The organism is Opitutia bacterium (assembly GCA_016217545.1).
In the GTDB taxonomy this organism is placed as follows: domain Bacteria; phylum Verrucomicrobiota; class Verrucomicrobiia; order Opitutales; family Opitutaceae; genus Didemnitutus.
The window spans coordinates 252,435-268,294 of the sequence record JACRHT010000002.1; the positions used below are offsets into that span (position 1 = coordinate 252,435).

Consider the following 15,860-nt stretch of genomic DNA (forward strand, 5'->3'; position numbering starts at 1 on the left):
CATGAGCGTCCGTATTTTTCACCCGATGGTCGCGCCGTTTGTGCAACAAGCCGCGCGCGCGCTCCACGAAGCCGGGCAGCTCGACTCCTACATCACGAGCATCCGCTACGCGCCCGACAGCACCGCGCAACGCGCGCTCTTCGCCGCCGGCCGCCTCGCGGGCCTGGACCTCGAGCGCGAATTCCGCCGCCGCACCGTCACGGCCGTCCCACTCGAAAAAGTGATCTCGCGCCCGTGGGGCGAATTGCTGCGCGTCGCCACCGCCCGCGCCGATCGCGACGGACGCTTGACCGACTTCGTCTGGGAGCGCGCCGAACACGCCTTCGACGCCGCCGTCGCGCGCGGACTCCATCCCGGCCTCACCGGCGTCTACGCCTTCGAATACAGTTCGCTCGCCACGATCACGCGCGCCAACGCCCTCGGCATCCGCGTCGCCTACGACATGCCCGCGCCGGAGCCGCGTTTCGTGCAGGCGCTGCTCGACCGCGAAGCCGCCAAATTTCCCGAACTCGTCACGCCGTGGCATCAATGGACCGCTGATCGCGAGGAAGGCCGCATCGCGCGCCGCCACGCGGAGTTCACGCGCGCGAATCTCGTCGTCGCCGCGTCGCAGTTCACGCGCAACAGCTTCGCGCCCGCCGGCCTCGATGTGTCGAAAGTCCGCGTCGTGCCTTACGGCGCACCGCCCGTCGTCGACCGCGAACTCGCGCTCTCCGGCGGCACGACGAGCGGCCCGCTGGAACTGGTCTGGGCCGGCACGTTCTCCGTTCGCAAGGGCGCGCATTACCTGCTCGACGCCTGGCGCACGCATCGTCTCGGCCGGCACGCACGGCTCCGCGTCTATGGCTCCGTGCCGCTGCCGGATCGCATCGTGCAACCCGTGCCCGAAGGCATCGAGTTTGCCGGCGCCGTGCCGCACTCCGAACTCATGGCCGCGCTGCACCGCGCCGACGCGCTGATTTTTCCGACGCTGTGCGACGGCTTCGGCATGGTCGTCACCGAAGCGTGGTCGCGCGGCGTGCCCGTGATCACGACGACCTCCGCCGGCGCCGCCGATCTCCTGCGCGCCAACGAAAACGGCCTGCTCATCCCCGCCGCCGACGCCGACGCGATCGCGCAAAGCGTCGAGTGGTGCGTGGCGCATCGCGCCGAGCTGCGCGCGATGCGCGAGCCCGCGCTGCGCACCGCCGCCGGCTGGCAGTGGTCCGACTACCGCGCGCGCCTCGTCACCGTGCTGCGCGAAGGAGGCCTATTCGGATGAGCGACGAGGCCAAGTTGATCTGCCTCGTCACGCCCGCGCCGCTCGCCGACGCCCCGCGCATCGTGCGGCAAGCCGACGCGCTGCACGCCGCCGGTTATCGCGTGCACGTCGTCCACGGCGGCGCCGCCAACGCCTCGGGCAACTCCACGCCTTGGGCGCAAACGGCCGTGGCTTCAAACCGCACCGCAGGAGCTTTTCGCCGCGCACTCGCACGCCGCTTGTTGCCGCTGGCGCCCTTCGCGACGATTGAAACCGCCCTGCGCGTCCACGGCCCCGAAGCGCCGCGGTTGACCGCCGCCGCCGTCGCCGTCGGTGCGCACTACTACATCGGCCACCGCGTTGCGGGCATCGCCGCTGCGGCGACAGCCGCCGAGCACACGCACGCGAAGTTCGGCGCCGATCTCGACGCGCTCTTCGAGGATGCCTCGACCGACCCGGCCCTCGATCCCGTGCTCCGCACCGCCGTCCGCATCATCCTTGCCACCATGCTGCCTCGCGCCACTCACCTCACGGCCGCGGCGACCGAAATCGCGACTTCGTTCGCCGAACGTTACGGGACCCAAGCCGAGACGTTAGCCGAGTTTCAGTCGGCCGACTCCGCCGCCCACGCCGACTTTTTGCGCCTGATCAAGAAATCCGCCGGACGCCCATGAGCACCTTCGCTGACTCCTTCTCACTTCGCCTTGGCCGTGCGCTCCTCTCCGTGCGCCCCGCACCGCTCGCCGTCGCCATCAAGCGCCTGCTCCTGCTTCGCCGCCGCGTCATCACGACCTCGGCAGGCACGTTCTGGATCGATCCCGCGAGCGACGCCGGCCAGCGCGTCGCCACGCACGGCCACTACGACGCGGCGACCGAGACCCTTCTCGCGCGGTTCCTCCGCCCCGGCGACACGTTCGTCGACGTCGGCGCGAACGAAGGCTTCATCTGCGTGCCCGCCGCTCGCCTCGCCGGCCCGAGCGGCCGCGTCGTCGCCGTCGAGCCGCAACTCCGCCTGCAACCGGTGCTACAGCGCAATTTCGAGCTCAATGCCGTCCGCGTCGAAACCCACGCGGTCGCGATTTCCGACCACGCCGGCACCGCCGAACTCCAGCTCGCGCCGGACATGAACAACAGCTCGACCGGCTTCGCCACCGCGACGCGCTACCCGCTGAAAAAACAGTCGATCGAGATTCTCACGCTTTCCTCCTTCCTCGCCCGGCTGCGCATCGACGGCCCCTTCGTCCTCAAGATGGACATCGAGAGCTGGGAGCACGAAGCGATCCTCGGCAGCCCGGAACTCTTCCGCGCGCAACGCGTCCGCGCGCTCTTCCTCGAATTGCACCCCAACCTCCTGCAACAACGCGGCCTCGATCCCGCGGCCATCCCGAACTTTCTCACATCGTGTGGCTACACGCACGCACCGGAAACCCACGGCCTCGTCTGGATTCCCACCGCCGCCGCATGAGAATCCTCTTCACCTGTGATCCGATGATCCCCGTGCCGCCGGTCGGCTACGGCGGCATCGAACGCATCATCGACGCCCTCATCCGCCACTATGCCGCGGAAGGACACACCGTCGCGCTCCTCGCGCACCGCGACTCCACCGCGCCGGTCCAGAAACTTTTCGCCTGGTCCGACCAGCGCGTGGCCGGCGCGCTCCCGACCCTGCGCAACGCCCTCGCGCTGCGTCGCGCCGTGCGCGAGTTCCGCCCCGACGTCGTGCACAGTTTCTCGCGTCTCGGCTACCTGCTCCCGACGCTCGCGACACGTCAACCGGTGGTGATGTCCTACCAACGCCACACCGGCGGCCGCCAGCTCGCCCTCGCCGCACGTCTCGGTGGTCGCACGCTGCGCTTCACCGGCTGCAGCGACTTCATCTGTAGCATGGGCCGGCCTCAGGGCGGCAACTGGACCGCGATCCCGAACTTCGTCGAGTTGGAGAAATTCTCGTTCGTGCCGCGCGTGCCCGCGGATGCACCGCTCGTGTTTCTCAGCCGCGTCGACGACATCAAAGGCCCCGACCTCGCCATCGCGATCGCGCGCCGCGCCGGTCGCCGACTCCTCATCGCGGGCAATCACGCCACTTCCGGCCCGCAAGCGGACTTCTTCCGCCGCGAAGTCGAACCGCACCTCGGCCGCGACGGCGTCGAGTGGATCGGCGAGGTCGACGACGTGCGCAAAAACGAGCTCCTCAGCCGCGCCGCCGCGATGATCGTGCCGATCCGCTGGAACGAGCCCTTCGGCATCGTCTTCCCGGAGGCGCTTGCCTGCGGCACTCCGGTGATCACCTGCGCACGCGGCGCGTTGCCGGAGATCGTTGAGGACGGACGCACGGGTTTCTTCATCACGGGCATCGACGACGGCGTCACCGCCGTCCAGCGTCTCGGCGAAATCGACCGCGCGACCTGTCGGCGCGACGCCGAACGGCGTTTCAGTCTCGCCACCGTCGCTCCGCGCTATCTGGAAGTCTACCGCTCCCTCGTGAACTGATGCCGCGCCTGCTCATCGTTTCCGCTCACTTTCCGCCGGTCAACGCGCCGGACATGCAGCGCGTGCGCATGAGCTTGCCGCACTTCGTCGACGCCGGCTGGGAGGTCGTCGTGCTCACCGTCGACGACCGCGAGCCGATGGCCCCCCTCGAGCCTGCGCTCCTCGCGACGCTGCCCAAGCCCGTGCACATCGTGCGCGCACCGATCTTCTCGCGCCGCTGGACCCGCTTCGTCGGAATCAACAATCTCGGCCTGCGCTCGCTCCCGTTTCTCTACGAAGCCGGCAGCCGCCTGCTCACCGAGCAGAAATTCGACCTCGTTTATTTCTCCACCACGCAATTCGTCCTCTGTCCGCTCGGCCGGGTCTGGCAGCGGGAATTCGGCGTGCCTTACGTGATCGACCTCCAGGATCCGTGGCTGAACGAATACTACAGCCAACCGGGCGCGCCGAAGCCGCCCGGCGGCTGGAAATACCTTTTCACCTACGCGTCGGCCAAGCTCCTCGAAGGCTGGACGCTGCGGAGCTGCGCGCACGTCATCAGCGTTTCCTCAGCCTACATCGAGGTGCTGCGGCGCCGCTATCCGTGGTTCGATGCGAGTCGCGCGAGCGTCGTCACTTTCGGCGCACCGGATGCCGATTTCGCGCTCGTGCGCGACCGGTTGCCTCGGGCGCCCCGCATCCTGCCCGAATCGTCCGAACTGAAGATAGCCTACGCCGGCCGCCTCGGGCCCGACATGCTTCCCGCGCTCGACGCGCTCTTCGCGGGCATCGCGCGCACCCGGCTCGGTGAACGCCGCGTGGGGCTCTATTTCTACGGCACGTCCTACGCGCGCGCGGGCACCGGCGTGGCCACCTCCACGGCCCTCGCCGCGAAGCACGGCATCAGCGCCCAAGTGCACGAGCAGTCCGCCCGCATCGGTTACCTCGACGCGCTCCAAGTCCTGCTCGAAGCCGACGTCGCCCTCCTCCTCGGCTCCGAGGACCGCGCTTACTCCCCGTCGAAGGTTTATCCCACGCTCCTCTCCGGCGCACCGGCTCTCGCGGTCGCACCTCGCGACAGCATCCTCGAGGCGAAGATCAACGAACTCGGCGGCGCCGCGCTCGTCGCCTTCGACCCCGCGAACCCCACGGCGATCGCCGACCAACTCGCCGACGTCATCGCCCGGCTCGCGGAGCAGCGCGCCGCCGCCCTGCCGCCGCTCGACCGCGCTCGCCTCGAGGCGGAATACACCGCCGCCGCCGTGTCCACCCGCCAACTCCGGATCTTCAACCGCGTGCTGCGCGACGCCCTGCCGCCGGAAGACGACTTCGATGTCGACGATTACCTCTCACACCCCATCGGAGGAACGCAGTGAAAGAGTTTGTGCGTCTCCAGTTCGGTCGCGTGATGCGTCGCTTGCTCGTCGCCAACAGCCGGCCCCTCACACCGGACACGTCGCCCCTGCTGGTGCTCGCCCCTCACGCCGATGACGAGACGCTCGGCTGCGGCGCCTTGATCGCCTCCCGCACGACGCGCGGCGCGGCCACGCACGTCGTGTTCGTTTCCGACAGCGCCAGCGCCGAGTGGGCACCCGACCAGTTCCGCAGCGAACGCGCCGCGCGTCGTCGAGCCGAGGCGCTCGCCGCGCTCGCCGCGCTGGGTCTGCCACCGACTCAGGCCGAATTTCTCGCTGCGCCCGACGGTCAACTGGACCGGCTCGATCCCGATGTGCGGGCGCGGGTGCTGCGCGAGCTCGCGGAACTTCTCCGGCGCCACCAACCGTCGCACGTGCTCGTTCCTTTTCTCGGCGGCGGCAGCACGGAGCACGACGCCGTTTTCTGGATCGCGCGTGAGGCGTGTGCAGTCGCCGGGCTCCAGCCGCAGATGTGGGAATATCCCGTCTGGGCGTGGTGGAATCCGCTGCGCCTGCGCTCCCAACTGTTGCGCGGAGACGAAAACCATCGTCTCGCCAGCGCGCCGTGGCTGGACGCCAAGCGCCGCGCCCTGCGCGCCCACGCCTCGCAAGCCGCCGCGTTGCCCGCCGCGCTCGTCGCCGCCGCGCTCGCCGATCACGAGTTCTATTTCCATCGCCCCCACCTGCCATGAACACGCTCGCCCGCCTGAAAGACCGCCTCCTCCAACGCCTCGTCCGCGACCCCGCCGGCTTCGGCCGTCCCATCGCGAAGGATGCGCTCGACCGCGAATATAGCTCGGGCAATTGGGATCATTTCTTCGGTTGGGACGAACTGCCGCGCAACCTCGTGCTCGCCGGCGCGATCAATCACCACTTCCCCTCGCTGCCACGTGTGCTCGACCTCGGTTGCGGCAGCGGCCGGCTCGCCACCGTTTTCCGCCACTACCCGTTCGCGCGTTTTCTCGGCGTCGATCTGTCCTCCGAGGCGGTCGCCCGGGCCCGCGCGCTCCAACTCGCGCGCATGGAATTCATCGAGGGCAACTACGAGACGTGGCGGCCGGACGGCGAGTTCGACGCCATTTCGTTCAACGAGTGCATCGGCTACGCGCACGATCCTGCGGCCACGCTCGAGGCATTCACGCGGCACCTCGCGCCCGGCGGGTTGTTCTTCCTCTCCCATTTTCGCTTCGGCGCCTACGCCGCTCAATGGCGTCGCATGGCTTCCGTCTGCGAGACCGTCCAAGCCACCGCCGTCATGAGCGCCGACGGCAAACAGATCTGGGACATCCGCGTGCTGCGTCCGCGCCCCGCCCGTTCGTGAAACGCGTCCTCATCGTCAGCCCGCATTTCCCGCCGGTGAACGCGCCGGATTGCCAGCGCGTGCGCATGAGTCTGCCCTACTATCGTGCGCATGGCTGGGATCCGGTCGTGCTCGCGGTCGATCCGCGCCACCGCGCCGACTGGCACGACGACTCGCTGCTCCCGAGTCTGCCAGCCGACGTCCGCGTGCACTACTGCGATGCGTTTCCGCGCGAGGTGACGCGCTGGTTCGGCATCAACAATCTCGGCCTGCGTTGCGTCGCGCAGTTGAACCGCGCCGCCATCCCCTTGTTCAAGCACGAGCGCTTCGACTTGGTTTTCTTCACGACGACCCAATACCTCGTCACGCCGCTCGGCCGGCTCTGGCACCGGCGCTACGGCGTGCCGTATGTCGTCGATCTGCAGGACCCGTGGCGCAGCGACTACTACGAGCGCCCCGGCGCGCCGCGTCCGCCCGGCGGTTGGAAATACCAGTTCGCCCGCTTCACCGCCTGGCTTTTCGAGGAAACCACCTTCTACGACGCCGCCGGCCTGATGAGCGTCTCGCCGCACTACTTCAGCGAATTGCGCCGCCGCTACACCCGCAAGCCCCTGCCGCCGCACGCGGTCATTCCGTTCGGCGCACCGCAAGCCGACTTCGACTACCTCGCCGCCGCTCCGCCGGTGCCGCTGTCGATCGAACTGCCCGCCGACAAATTCAACTGGGTCGTCACGGGCAGCCTCGGCCCCTCATTCAGCCATTCGCTGCGCGTGCTGTTCTCCGGCCTCCGCCTGCTGCGCCAAAGCGCGCCGGAACTCGCCGCGAAGATTCGGCTGCACCTCATCGGCACCTCCTACGCCGACCCGAGCCGCGCGACGAAATCGGCGCAACATCTCGCCGAAGCCTACGACGTCGGCGACCTCGTCCACGAAATGCCTCAACGCGTGGGCTACCTCGAGTCGCTCCGCTTGATGCGCGCAGCGGATGGCCTGCTGCTCCTCGGCACCGACGACCTCGCGTATTCGCCCTCGAAGCTCTACCCGTATTACCTCGCCGAGCGCCCGATTCTCGCGCTCGCGCACGACGGCAGCCTGTTGCTGCGCCTCCTCGAGCGGTTGCAATGCGCCCGCGTCGTGACGCTCATGCGCCTCGGCTACGAAGTTCAACCAGCGCGCGAGGTCGCCGCGGTCTTCCGCGCCTCCGCCGCCGGCGAACGCGCGGCGTTGCTTTCCCCGCGTTGCGATGGTTGGTTCGCCGAGACCCTGACCGCCGCCGCGCTCGCCCGTCGCCAATGCTCCCTGTTCGACGTCGCGCTCGCCCGTTCCGCCGATGCTCCCGCAGAATCCTGAACCTCCTCCGCCTCCCCCTGAGCCGTCGCCCGACGCCGCGGTCGTCGACTACCTGAACGCGCCTCGCCGCCCCGGCCAGCACGAGGATCCCATGCTGTTCCGGTTCGGCCTGGCCGGCCTGGCCTTCCTCACGCTCTACTACGCGAAGTCCGCCAAGGTCGAAGATCCATTCCACCTCTATTTCGGGCTCACTATCCTCGCGCTCGGTTGTCTCCCGGCGCTGCTCTGGGCGCGCGGCGACAACAAGCCGTTCCCGATCTTCGAGACGTTCATGCTCACCACGGTGAACGCTTATGCGATCCCGCTGCTCAGCGGACACCAGCAGCTCGCACTTTACCACTCCGACACCATCACCACGGCAGCCCTCAGCGTCATCCTGTTTCAGACGCTCGCTATCCTCTCCTACCTTTTCGTGCGAGGGCAGCCGCGCAAAACCGATTTCTGGACACAGCCCATCGTCACCGAAAAACTCAGTCGCTACCTCGCCTATGGCATGACGCTGACGACGATCTACACCGCGTTCAGCACCTTCTACCGCGATCTGCTCTTCAAGTTCATCCCCACCGAGTCGGAAGGCGTGTTGCGCGCGGCCTTCTACGGCATCGGCATCGTCGCGACGTTCCTGACCTCGCGCCGCTGGGGCGCCGGCACCCTCGCCCGGCGTGACATGAGTTTCTTCGCCACGAATTTCATCGTCCAATTCATCCTGCAGTGCGCGTCGCTCTTCCTCGTCGGCGGCATCTCCATGGTCGTGCTCGCACTGCTCGGCTACGTTTCCGCCGCCCGCCGCCTGCCGTTCGGTCTGCTCCTCGCCGTGATTCCGCTCCTGGCGATTCTCCACAACGGCAAGACCGAGCTGCGCGCCAAATACTGGGCGCCCGAAGCCCAGGGCATCAGCATCACCGACCTTCCCTCCTTCTACGCGGAATGGATTGAAAACGGCGTCAGCATCGCCAACGACGAGGAGAAGAAGAAGGCCTCCACCACCAAGCTCCTCGAGCGCACCTCCCTCTTCCACATCATGTGCCTCGTGATCTCGTCGTGCCCCGAGCGCCAGCCCTACCTCTACGGCGAGACCTACAAGCACATCCCCGGGCAATTCGTGCCGCGCTTTTTCTGGCCCGACAAACCCGTCGGCCACATCAGCACCAACACCCTCTCGCGCTACTTCGGCCTGCAAACCGAGGAAGACACCCAGAAAACCACCATCGGCTTCGGCATGCTCTCGGAAGCCTACGCGAACTTCGGCCTCTTCGGCGTCGGCGCGCTCGCGCTGCTCATCGGCTCCATCCTCAAAAAGGTCACCAGCTGGGGCTCGGAAAGCCCGCTCGTCTCCTACGGCGGCCTCCTGCTCGTCGTGCTGATCGCGTGGAGCTTCCAGGTCGAACTCACCCTCAGCATCTGGCTCAGCTCGCTCTTCCAAGCCTGCGTCGCCGTCCTCGGCGTGCCGATGTTCATCCGCTCCTTCGGTTCATGAAAACACCCGAGCTCGTCCCCCTCCCGCTCCCGCTGCGCTGCCTGCGCCCTTGGGAGTTCCCCGGCAAACTCGGCCTCATGGAGCGCCTCTTCTCGCGCACCCTCGCGCGCCACGGCGTCGCGTGGATCGAGACCAATGCCGGCATCCCGTGGGAACTCGACCTCGCCACCCCGCCACACCGCTGGATCGTCTACGGTTACTACGAGGGCTACGCCTTCTGGCGCTGGCTCCTCGCCAACCGCGACCGCATCCGCACCGTCGTCGATTCCGGCGCCAACATCGGCCAGACCACGCTCTATTTCTCCCAACTACTCACCCAGCCGCGCATCTTCGCCTACGAACCGGGCACCGACGCCCGCGCGTGGCTCACGCGCTGCGTCGAAACCAACCGCCTCACGCAAGTCTCCATCAGCCCCCACGGCCTCGCCGCCGCACCCGGCACCGCGTTTCTCCGCTCCGTCGGCGACGCCACCACCCACGGCTCGTGGAACCGCCTCGACGCCACCGAGGGCGATTCGATCCCACTCGTGACGCTCGACGACGAGATGGCGCGCCTCGGCCTCGACCGCATCGACCTCTGGAAGCTCGACATGGAAGGCGCGGAACCCGGCGCACTCGCCGGCGCCTCCCGCGCGCTCGCCGCCGGCAAGATCGGCGCGATCCACGCCGAGATCATGGGCGAATCCGGCCCCGGCGTCGGTGAAACGCTCCGCTCCCACGGCTACGTGCCCTACGTCGCGCGCCGCAATCGCCTCGTGCCCGCCGCCGGCGTCCTCTCCGGCGAGGGCGACAACGCCGTGTTCATCCATCCGTCCAGCGGCCTCCTTTCGCCCGCATGACCGTGCCGCGCCGCCTCGCGATCGTCCTCTCGCACCCGGTGCAGTATTACAGCCCGTGGTTCCAATGGATGGCCGCGCAACACGCCGTCGATTTCCGCGTGTTCTACCTCTGGGAATTCGGCGTCACCGCGCAACGCGATCCCCAGTTCGAGCAGACCATCAAGTGGGACCTCGACCTGCTCTCGGGCTACGAATCCGAATTCGTCCCCAACATCGCGCGCGATCCCGGCACGCACCATTTCAACGGCCTCGACAACCCCGCGCTCCCCGCGCGCCTCGCCGCGTGGCAACCCGACGCGCTGCTCCTCTTCGGCTACAACTGGCGTTCGCACCTCCGCGCCCTCTGGTGGGCCCGCCGCGCGCGCGTGCCCGTCATCCTGCGCGGCGACTCGCACCTGCTCGGCCGCGGCGCGCCCAACCTCCTCCGCCGCCTCGCCCTCGGCACGCTCTTCCGGCAGTTCGCCGCCTTCGCCAGCGTCGGCACCGCCAATCGCGACTACTTCCGCGCCTTCGGCGTGCCGGAGAAAAAGATCTTCTTCGCCCCTCACTCCGTCGATGCCGAGCGCTTCGACGCGGGCGACGCCGCCACGCGCGCCGCGGCCGCGCGCCTGCGCAGCGACCTCGGCCTCGACAGCCGCCGCGTCGTCCTCTTCGCCGGCAAATTCCACGAGCGCAAGCAACCGCTCGAACTCCTCCAAGCCTTCCACGCCGTCGGCACGCGCGGCGATGCGCTGGTCTTCGTCGGCGACGGTCCTGAGCGCTCCCGCCTCGAGGAGCTCGCCCGCACGCGCCGCGACCGCGACGTGCGCTTCCTGCCTTTTGCCAACCAGACCGAGATGCCGTCGCGTTACCTCTCCGCCGACATTTTCGCTCTCCCCTCTCGGGGCTTCTACGAAACCTGGGGACTCGCCGTGAACGAAGCGATGCACCTCGGCCTGCCCTGCCTCGTCTCCGACCTCGTCGGCTGTCAGCGGGATCTCGTCGTGCCCGGCGAAACGGGCTGGGTTTTCCCGGCCAACGATTCCGCCGCGCTCGGCGAGACGCTGCGCGCCGCCTTGCGCGCACCACGCGAGGAACTCGACCGCCTCGGCCAAGCCGCCCGCGAGCGCGCGGCCGGTTACACTTATCCGCAAACCACCGCCGGGCTCGTCGCTGCCCTCTCCAGCCTGCCCGCCCGCGCATGAAGATCTCGATCGTCAACGGCTTCTTCCTGCCGGTGCCTCCGATCAGCGGTGGCTCGACCGAGAAAACATGGTTCGCCCTCGGCCGCGAGTTCGCCGCCCGCGGGCATGAGGTCGTCTCGATCTCGCGGGAATGGACCGGCCACCCTTCGCTCGAGAAACTCGACGGCGTCACCTATCGCCGCCTGCCGGGCCACGATCACCGCTCGCAACTCTGGAAGAATCTCGTCCACGACTTCGTCTGGAGCTGGCGCGCCTACCGCGCCTTGCCGCCGGCCGACATCGTGATCTGCAACGCCGTCTCGCTGCCCATGTGGCTCGGACGCTGGAGCCCGTCCTCTGGCCGCATCGTCGTGATGTGCGGCCGCATGCCCAAGGGCCAATACCGCCGCTACCGCGCGCTCGCGCGCGTGCTCGCCCCGAGCAGCCTCGTCCGCGAGCGCCTCATCGAGGAGAGCCCCGCCATCGCCGACGCCATCCGCGTCACCGGCTACCCGATCAACTGGTCGCAGCTCTCGACTCCGCAGCCCGAACCCGCCTCGCTGCCGGCGCGCGTGCCCGACGAACTGACGATCGGCTTCGTCGGCCGCATCCATTCGGAAAAGGGACTGATGCTCCTTGCCGAAGCCGCCAAAATCCTCGCCGCCCAATCCGATCTGCCGCCGTGGCGCGTGCTGCTTTGCGGCCCGGCCGACGTGGCCCGCGGCGGTTCCGGTTCGGCCTTCCGCAACACGCTGCTCCAAAGACTCTCCGTCGCGCTCCCGAGCAAACGCTTCCACCTCCTCGACCCGCAATTCAACGACCGGATCCTCGCCGCGATCTACCAGCGGATGGATGTCTTTTGCTACCCGAGCCTCGCCGCCGAAGGAGAAACGTTCGGCGTCGCCGTTGCCGAGGCGATGGCCGCCGGCGCCGTGCCGGTCGTCTCAAATCTCGCCTGCTTCCGGGACTTTGTTCGCGACGGCGAGAACGGCTTCATCTTCGACCACACCGCACCCGACGCCGCGGAGCGTCTCGCCGGCGCGCTCGCCTCGGCGCTGCGCGATGGCGACCGGCGGCGGCGAATCGCCACCACGGCGCGCGCCGATGTCCGCCGGTTCGATTTCCCGGTCTTCGCCGACGCGCTGCTCGAAGATTTCGCCTCGTTGATCCGCTGATGCCGCTCTGCCACGTCGTGCCCAGCCTCGAAGACCGCCACGGCGGTCCCTCGAAATCCGTGCGCGCGCTCGCCAACGCCATGGCCGCGCGCACGCCGACCGCGCTGCTCACCACGCTCGAGCCGGGCCAATCGATGGCGCCCGCGGGCCCCCACGACGCCGCACCCGTCACCGTGTTTCCGCGCGAGATGCCGCGCTGGCTCTGTCGCTCGGCCGGCCTCGCCGCCCATCTGCGCGTCACGCGCTACGAAGTCGTCCATTCGCACGCGCTGTGGCTGCTCACGCTGCGCTACGCGCACGACGCCGCGCGCCGTCACGGCGCCCCGCTCGTGATTTCACCGCGCGGCATGCTCACCGACTGGGCGTGGCAGCACCGCCGCTGGCGCAAGCAACTCGCCAACACCCTCGTCCATCCCGGCGCTCTCCGCAACGCCGCCGGCTGGCACGCCACGAGCGACGACGAGGCGAACGACATCCGCCGCCGCGGATTCACCCAACCGATCTGCGTCGCGCCGAACGGCGTCGAAATCCCCTCTCCGGCCGAACTCGCCACCGCGCGCGCCGCCTGGCGCGAAGCGTTCCCCGCGCTCCGGGAACGCCGCGTCGCGGTGTTCTATTCGCGTTTCCACCGCAAGAAACGCCTCCGCGAACTCATCGAACTCTGGCTCGCGCGCGCACCCGCCGACTGGCTGCTCCTCGTCGCCGGCGTGCCGGAGGACTTTTCCGTGGAGCAAGTCCGCCAGTGGACCGACGCGAATCGCGTGCTCGTGGCGGACGGTCGCGAACGCCCGCCGCCCTTCGCCGCCGCGGAGCTGTTCCTGCTGCCGTCGCACTCCGAGAATTTCGGCCTCGTCGTCGCCGAGGCGCTGGCCGCCGGCGTGCCTGCGTTGGTGACGGACACGACGCCGTGGCAGGGCCTCGACCGCCACGACGCCGGCGCTTGTGTTGCGTGGGAGAAGTTCGACACTGCGCTCACGCGCGCGCTCGCCGCCTCTTCCGCAGAGCTCGCCGCCCAAGGTGCGCGCGGCCGCGACTGGGTGGCGCGCGAGTTCACTTGGGCGAGCGCCGCCGGCACGTTGCTCGATTTCTACGGCAGCTTGAAACGATGATCCCCGCGCCGTCCAGCGACCGCACTTTCCGCCCGGCGCCCATCCGTTCCCGCCGCGAGGGACTCTGGGAAAGCGTCATCGTCGCGCACGTCTCGCTGCTGGTTGTCGCGATCTCGTGGGGCTACGGCGGCCAGGCGCCGTTCTCCCGCCATCTGCTGCTCGTGCTCGGATCGATCGGCATCGCGCTGTTCCTGATGACCGCCGGCCGCCGCTCGTCGCGCGGCGACGCCACGCGCGCGCTGGTGCGCCACCTGTGGCCACTGCTCTTGTTCGACGTGCTGGTGCTGATCAGCGTCTTCAATCCCAGCACGCAGAAGGTCCTTTTTCAGGGCGAGGCGATGTTCCGACACCTCACCCCGCGCTGGCCTTGGCTGCCGAGCAGCGCGCGGCCCGAACTCTCGCTCCGCGAACTCTGGCAGTTCAACGGCATCGTGCTCTCGGCCTACAACATCCTGTTCGTCATTCAGGCTCGGCGGCATCTGCGGCGGCTGCTCGTGGTGTTTGCCGCGAACGCCGTGGTGCTCGCCGTCTTCGGCACGTTTCAAAAGCTCCTTCACTCGGATGGCCTCTGGTTCGGTCGCGTGAAGTCCCCGAACGAGTTCTTCTTCGCCTCGTTCATCTATCACAACCACTGGGGCGCCTTCACCGTGCTGAACACCGCGGCGTGCCTCGCGCTGCTTTTCCACGCCATGCGCCGGGAGAATTCCCGCGACCTCTGGCACTCGCCCGTCCTGTCGGGTGCGGTCGCCACCGCCCTCCTCGCCGCCACCGCCCCGCTCAGCGGCTCGCGCTCGAGCTCGGTGCTGCTGGCGGTCTTCGTGATGGGAGCCGTGATTCATTTCCTCTTCCGCCTCGTCCGCACGCGCCGCGAGCATCACGAGTCGCTCGTGCAGCCCTTCGCCGGCGTCGTGCTCGTGACGCTCATCGCCGCCGTCGGCATCGTCGCGCTGAGTCGCAAGGTCATCGCCGTCCGCGCGCAGGCCACGGTGCGCCAGCTCCAGGAGATCCACGGCGAGGCGACGCTGAACTCCCGCCTCCGGCTCTACCGCGACACGTGGAACATGGCATCGGAAAAACCCGCGTTCGGCTGGGGCCTCGAGACCTACGCGAACGTTTTTATGATCTACAACTCCGCGCCCGATCCCGGCCCGGGCGGCTGGAAACCGTTCTATTCCGAAGCGCACAACGACTGGCTGCAATCGCTCGCCGAGGTCGGTTTCGCCGGCACCGGCCTCCTCCTCCTCCTCGGCGTCATGCCGCTTTGGAACGTCCCGTGGCGCCGCGTCGAATCGCACGTGCCGCGCTACCTGCTCGCGGGCTGCGGCATCGTGTTGGTGTATGCGTGGGTGGAATTCCCCTTCGCCAATCCTTCCGTGATGATCGCGTTCTGGGTCACGCTCTACACCGGCGCCGCCTACGCTCGACTCGATCTCATCGGCCAGCGCCGCGACGGCGCTCCTGTCCATGACTGACCGCGCCCCGATCTCCGTCCTGATCCCCGCCAAAAACGAGGCCGCCAACCTCGCCGCATGCCTCGCCTCGGTCGCCTTCTGCGACGAGGTCGTGGTCATCGATTCGCGCAGCACCGACACCACGCGCGCCATCGCCGAAGCCGCCGGAGCGCGCGTCGTCGACTTCGCGTGGAACGGCGAGTTTCCCAAAAAGAAGAACTGGGCCCTCGCCAACGTCCCGTGGCGCAACGAATGGGTCTTCATCATCGACGCCGACGAGCGCGCGACGCCCGAACTCGCCGCCGAGATGCGCGCCATCGCGACGAGCGCCACCCCGCCGCACGCCGGCTACTACGTGAACCGCCGCTTCTGGTTCCTCGACGGCTGGCTCAACCACTGCGGCTACTACCCGAGTTGGAACATGCGCTTCTTCCGCCACCGGCTCGGCCGCTACGAACGCCCCGCCGCCACCGGCGACACGGGCAGCGGCGACAACGAGGTCCACGAACACGTGCTCCTCGAAGGCACCGCCGGCTACTTGCGCGGCGAGATGGAACACTACGCCTTCCCCGACATCGCCACGTGGGTCGAGAAACACAACCGCTACTCGAACTGGGAAGCCCGCCAGCAACTCGCCGTCTCCGGCGGTCCGCGCGACCCGGCCATCGACGCCGCGCTCGCCCGCAAACGCCGCCTGCGCCAGCTCGCGTGGCGCCTGCCGTTCCGTCCGACGCTGCGTTTCCTCTACCACTACGTCTGGCGCGCCGGCTTCCTCGACGGCTACCGCGGCTTCGTCTTCTGCCGTTTGATGGGCTGGTATGAATTCCTCAGCGCCGCCAAGGCCGCCGAGCTCCGCCGGGAAAAAAATTAACC

At 68.5% G+C, this 15,860-nt stretch carries 15 protein-coding genes; all 15 read left to right on the forward strand.

Going from position 1 to position 15,860, the window contains the following annotated elements; genetic code table 11:
• Window position 1 precedes the first annotated feature (1 nt).
• Genes HZA32_01185 through HZA32_01255 form a run of 15 tightly spaced genes read left to right on the forward strand, consistent with a single transcriptional unit; the run spans window position 2 to window position 15,858 of the window.
• Complete coding sequence (locus tag HZA32_01185; GenBank protein MBI5422667.1) at window positions 2–1,261, forward strand: glycosyltransferase family 4 protein; 1,260 nt, start codon at window positions 2–4, stop codon at window positions 1,259–1,261.
• A complete protein-coding gene (locus tag HZA32_01190; GenBank protein MBI5422668.1) occupies window positions 1,258–1,914 on the forward strand; it encodes a hypothetical protein in 657 nt (218 codons plus the stop codon). The genes HZA32_01185 and HZA32_01190 overlap by 4 nt, the downstream gene beginning before the upstream one ends.
• Window positions 1,911–2,705, forward strand: a complete 795-nt coding sequence (locus tag HZA32_01195) for an FkbM family methyltransferase (GenBank protein MBI5422669.1) — start codon at window positions 1,911–1,913, stop codon at window positions 2,703–2,705. Before HZA32_01190 ends, HZA32_01195 begins: the two co-directional genes overlap by 4 nt.
• Window positions 2,702–3,730, forward strand: a complete 1,029-nt coding sequence (locus HZA32_01200; protein MBI5422670.1) for a glycosyltransferase — start codon at window positions 2,702–2,704, stop codon at window positions 3,728–3,730. Before HZA32_01195 ends, HZA32_01200 begins: the two co-directional genes overlap by 4 nt.
• Window positions 3,730–5,085, forward strand: a complete 1,356-nt coding sequence (locus HZA32_01205; GenBank protein ID MBI5422671.1) for a glycosyltransferase — start codon at window positions 3,730–3,732, stop codon at window positions 5,083–5,085. Before HZA32_01200 ends, HZA32_01205 begins: the two co-directional genes overlap by 1 nt.
• Window positions 5,086–5,117: 32 nt before the next feature.
• Complete coding sequence (locus HZA32_01210) at window positions 5,118–5,816, forward strand: PIG-L family deacetylase (protein MBI5422672.1); 699 nt, start codon at window positions 5,118–5,120, stop codon at window positions 5,814–5,816.
• Window positions 5,813–6,445 carry a class I SAM-dependent methyltransferase gene (locus HZA32_01215; GenBank protein ID MBI5422673.1) on the forward strand — a complete coding sequence of 211 codons (633 nt, stop codon included), beginning with the start codon at window positions 5,813–5,815 and terminating at the stop codon, window positions 6,443–6,445. The genes HZA32_01210 and HZA32_01215 overlap by 4 nt, the downstream gene beginning before the upstream one ends.
• Entirely contained in the window at window positions 6,442–7,773 is a 1,332-nt protein-coding gene (locus HZA32_01220; GenBank protein ID MBI5422674.1) for a hypothetical protein, read from the forward strand. The genes HZA32_01215 and HZA32_01220 overlap by 4 nt, the downstream gene beginning before the upstream one ends.
• Window positions 7,754–9,250 (forward strand): hypothetical protein, encoded by a 1,497-nt coding sequence (locus HZA32_01225; GenBank protein ID MBI5422675.1) that lies wholly within the window; start codon window positions 7,754–7,756, stop codon window positions 9,248–9,250. The genes HZA32_01220 and HZA32_01225 overlap by 20 nt, the downstream gene beginning before the upstream one ends.
• Entirely contained in the window at window positions 9,247–10,089 is an 843-nt protein-coding gene (locus HZA32_01230) for an FkbM family methyltransferase (protein MBI5422676.1), read from the forward strand. The genes HZA32_01225 and HZA32_01230 overlap by 4 nt, the downstream gene beginning before the upstream one ends.
• Window positions 10,086–11,273 carry a glycosyltransferase family 4 protein gene (locus HZA32_01235; GenBank protein MBI5422677.1) on the forward strand — a complete coding sequence of 396 codons (1,188 nt, stop codon included), beginning with the start codon at window positions 10,086–10,088 and terminating at the stop codon, window positions 11,271–11,273. The genes HZA32_01230 and HZA32_01235 overlap by 4 nt, the downstream gene beginning before the upstream one ends.
• Window positions 11,270–12,427, forward strand: a complete 1,158-nt coding sequence (locus HZA32_01240; GenBank protein ID MBI5422678.1) for a glycosyltransferase family 4 protein — start codon at window positions 11,270–11,272, stop codon at window positions 12,425–12,427. Before HZA32_01235 ends, HZA32_01240 begins: the two co-directional genes overlap by 4 nt.
• Window positions 12,427–13,536 carry a glycosyltransferase gene (locus HZA32_01245; protein ID MBI5422679.1) on the forward strand — a complete coding sequence of 370 codons (1,110 nt, stop codon included), beginning with the start codon at window positions 12,427–12,429 and terminating at the stop codon, window positions 13,534–13,536. Before HZA32_01240 ends, HZA32_01245 begins: the two co-directional genes overlap by 1 nt.
• Window positions 13,533–15,008, forward strand: a complete 1,476-nt coding sequence (locus HZA32_01250; protein MBI5422680.1) for an O-antigen ligase family protein — start codon at window positions 13,533–13,535, stop codon at window positions 15,006–15,008. Before HZA32_01245 ends, HZA32_01250 begins: the two co-directional genes overlap by 4 nt.
• Window positions 15,001–15,858 carry a glycosyltransferase family 2 protein gene (locus tag HZA32_01255; protein MBI5422681.1) on the forward strand — a complete coding sequence of 286 codons (858 nt, stop codon included), beginning with the start codon at window positions 15,001–15,003 and terminating at the stop codon, window positions 15,856–15,858. Before HZA32_01250 ends, HZA32_01255 begins: the two co-directional genes overlap by 8 nt.
• The last annotated feature ends 2 nt before the right edge of the window (window positions 15,859–15,860 follow it).

Excerpts from the sequence above, each read along its gene's own strand:
- HZA32_01185 (MBI5422667.1), top strand. The coding sequence starts at position 2 with ATGAGCGTCCGTATTTTTCACCCGATGGTCGCGCCGTTTGTGCAACAA.
- HZA32_01190 (MBI5422668.1), top strand. The coding sequence starts at position 1,258 with ATGAGCGACGAGGCCAAGTTGATCTGCCTCGTCACGCCCGCGCCGCTC.
- HZA32_01195 (MBI5422669.1), top strand. The coding sequence starts at position 1,911 with ATGAGCACCTTCGCTGACTCCTTCTCACTTCGCCTTGGCCGTGCGCTC.
- HZA32_01200 (MBI5422670.1), top strand. The coding sequence starts at position 2,702 with ATGAGAATCCTCTTCACCTGTGATCCGATGATCCCCGTGCCGCCGGTC.
- HZA32_01205 (MBI5422671.1), top strand. The coding sequence starts at position 3,730 with ATGCCGCGCCTGCTCATCGTTTCCGCTCACTTTCCGCCGGTCAACGCG.
- HZA32_01210 (MBI5422672.1), top strand. The coding sequence starts at position 5,118 with ATGCGTCGCTTGCTCGTCGCCAACAGCCGGCCCCTCACACCGGACACG.
- HZA32_01215 (MBI5422673.1), top strand. The coding sequence starts at position 5,813 with ATGAACACGCTCGCCCGCCTGAAAGACCGCCTCCTCCAACGCCTCGTC.
- HZA32_01225 (MBI5422675.1), top strand. The coding sequence starts at position 7,754 with ATGCTCCCGCAGAATCCTGAACCTCCTCCGCCTCCCCCTGAGCCGTCG.
- HZA32_01230 (MBI5422676.1), top strand. The coding sequence starts at position 9,247 with ATGAAAACACCCGAGCTCGTCCCCCTCCCGCTCCCGCTGCGCTGCCTG.
- HZA32_01235 (MBI5422677.1), top strand. The coding sequence starts at position 10,086 with ATGACCGTGCCGCGCCGCCTCGCGATCGTCCTCTCGCACCCGGTGCAG.
- HZA32_01240 (MBI5422678.1), top strand. The coding sequence starts at position 11,270 with ATGAAGATCTCGATCGTCAACGGCTTCTTCCTGCCGGTGCCTCCGATC.
- HZA32_01245 (MBI5422679.1), top strand. The coding sequence starts at position 12,427 with ATGCCGCTCTGCCACGTCGTGCCCAGCCTCGAAGACCGCCACGGCGGT.
- HZA32_01250 (MBI5422680.1), top strand. The coding sequence starts at position 13,533 with ATGATCCCCGCGCCGTCCAGCGACCGCACTTTCCGCCCGGCGCCCATC.
- HZA32_01255 (MBI5422681.1), top strand. The coding sequence starts at position 15,001 with ATGACTGACCGCGCCCCGATCTCCGTCCTGATCCCCGCCAAAAACGAG.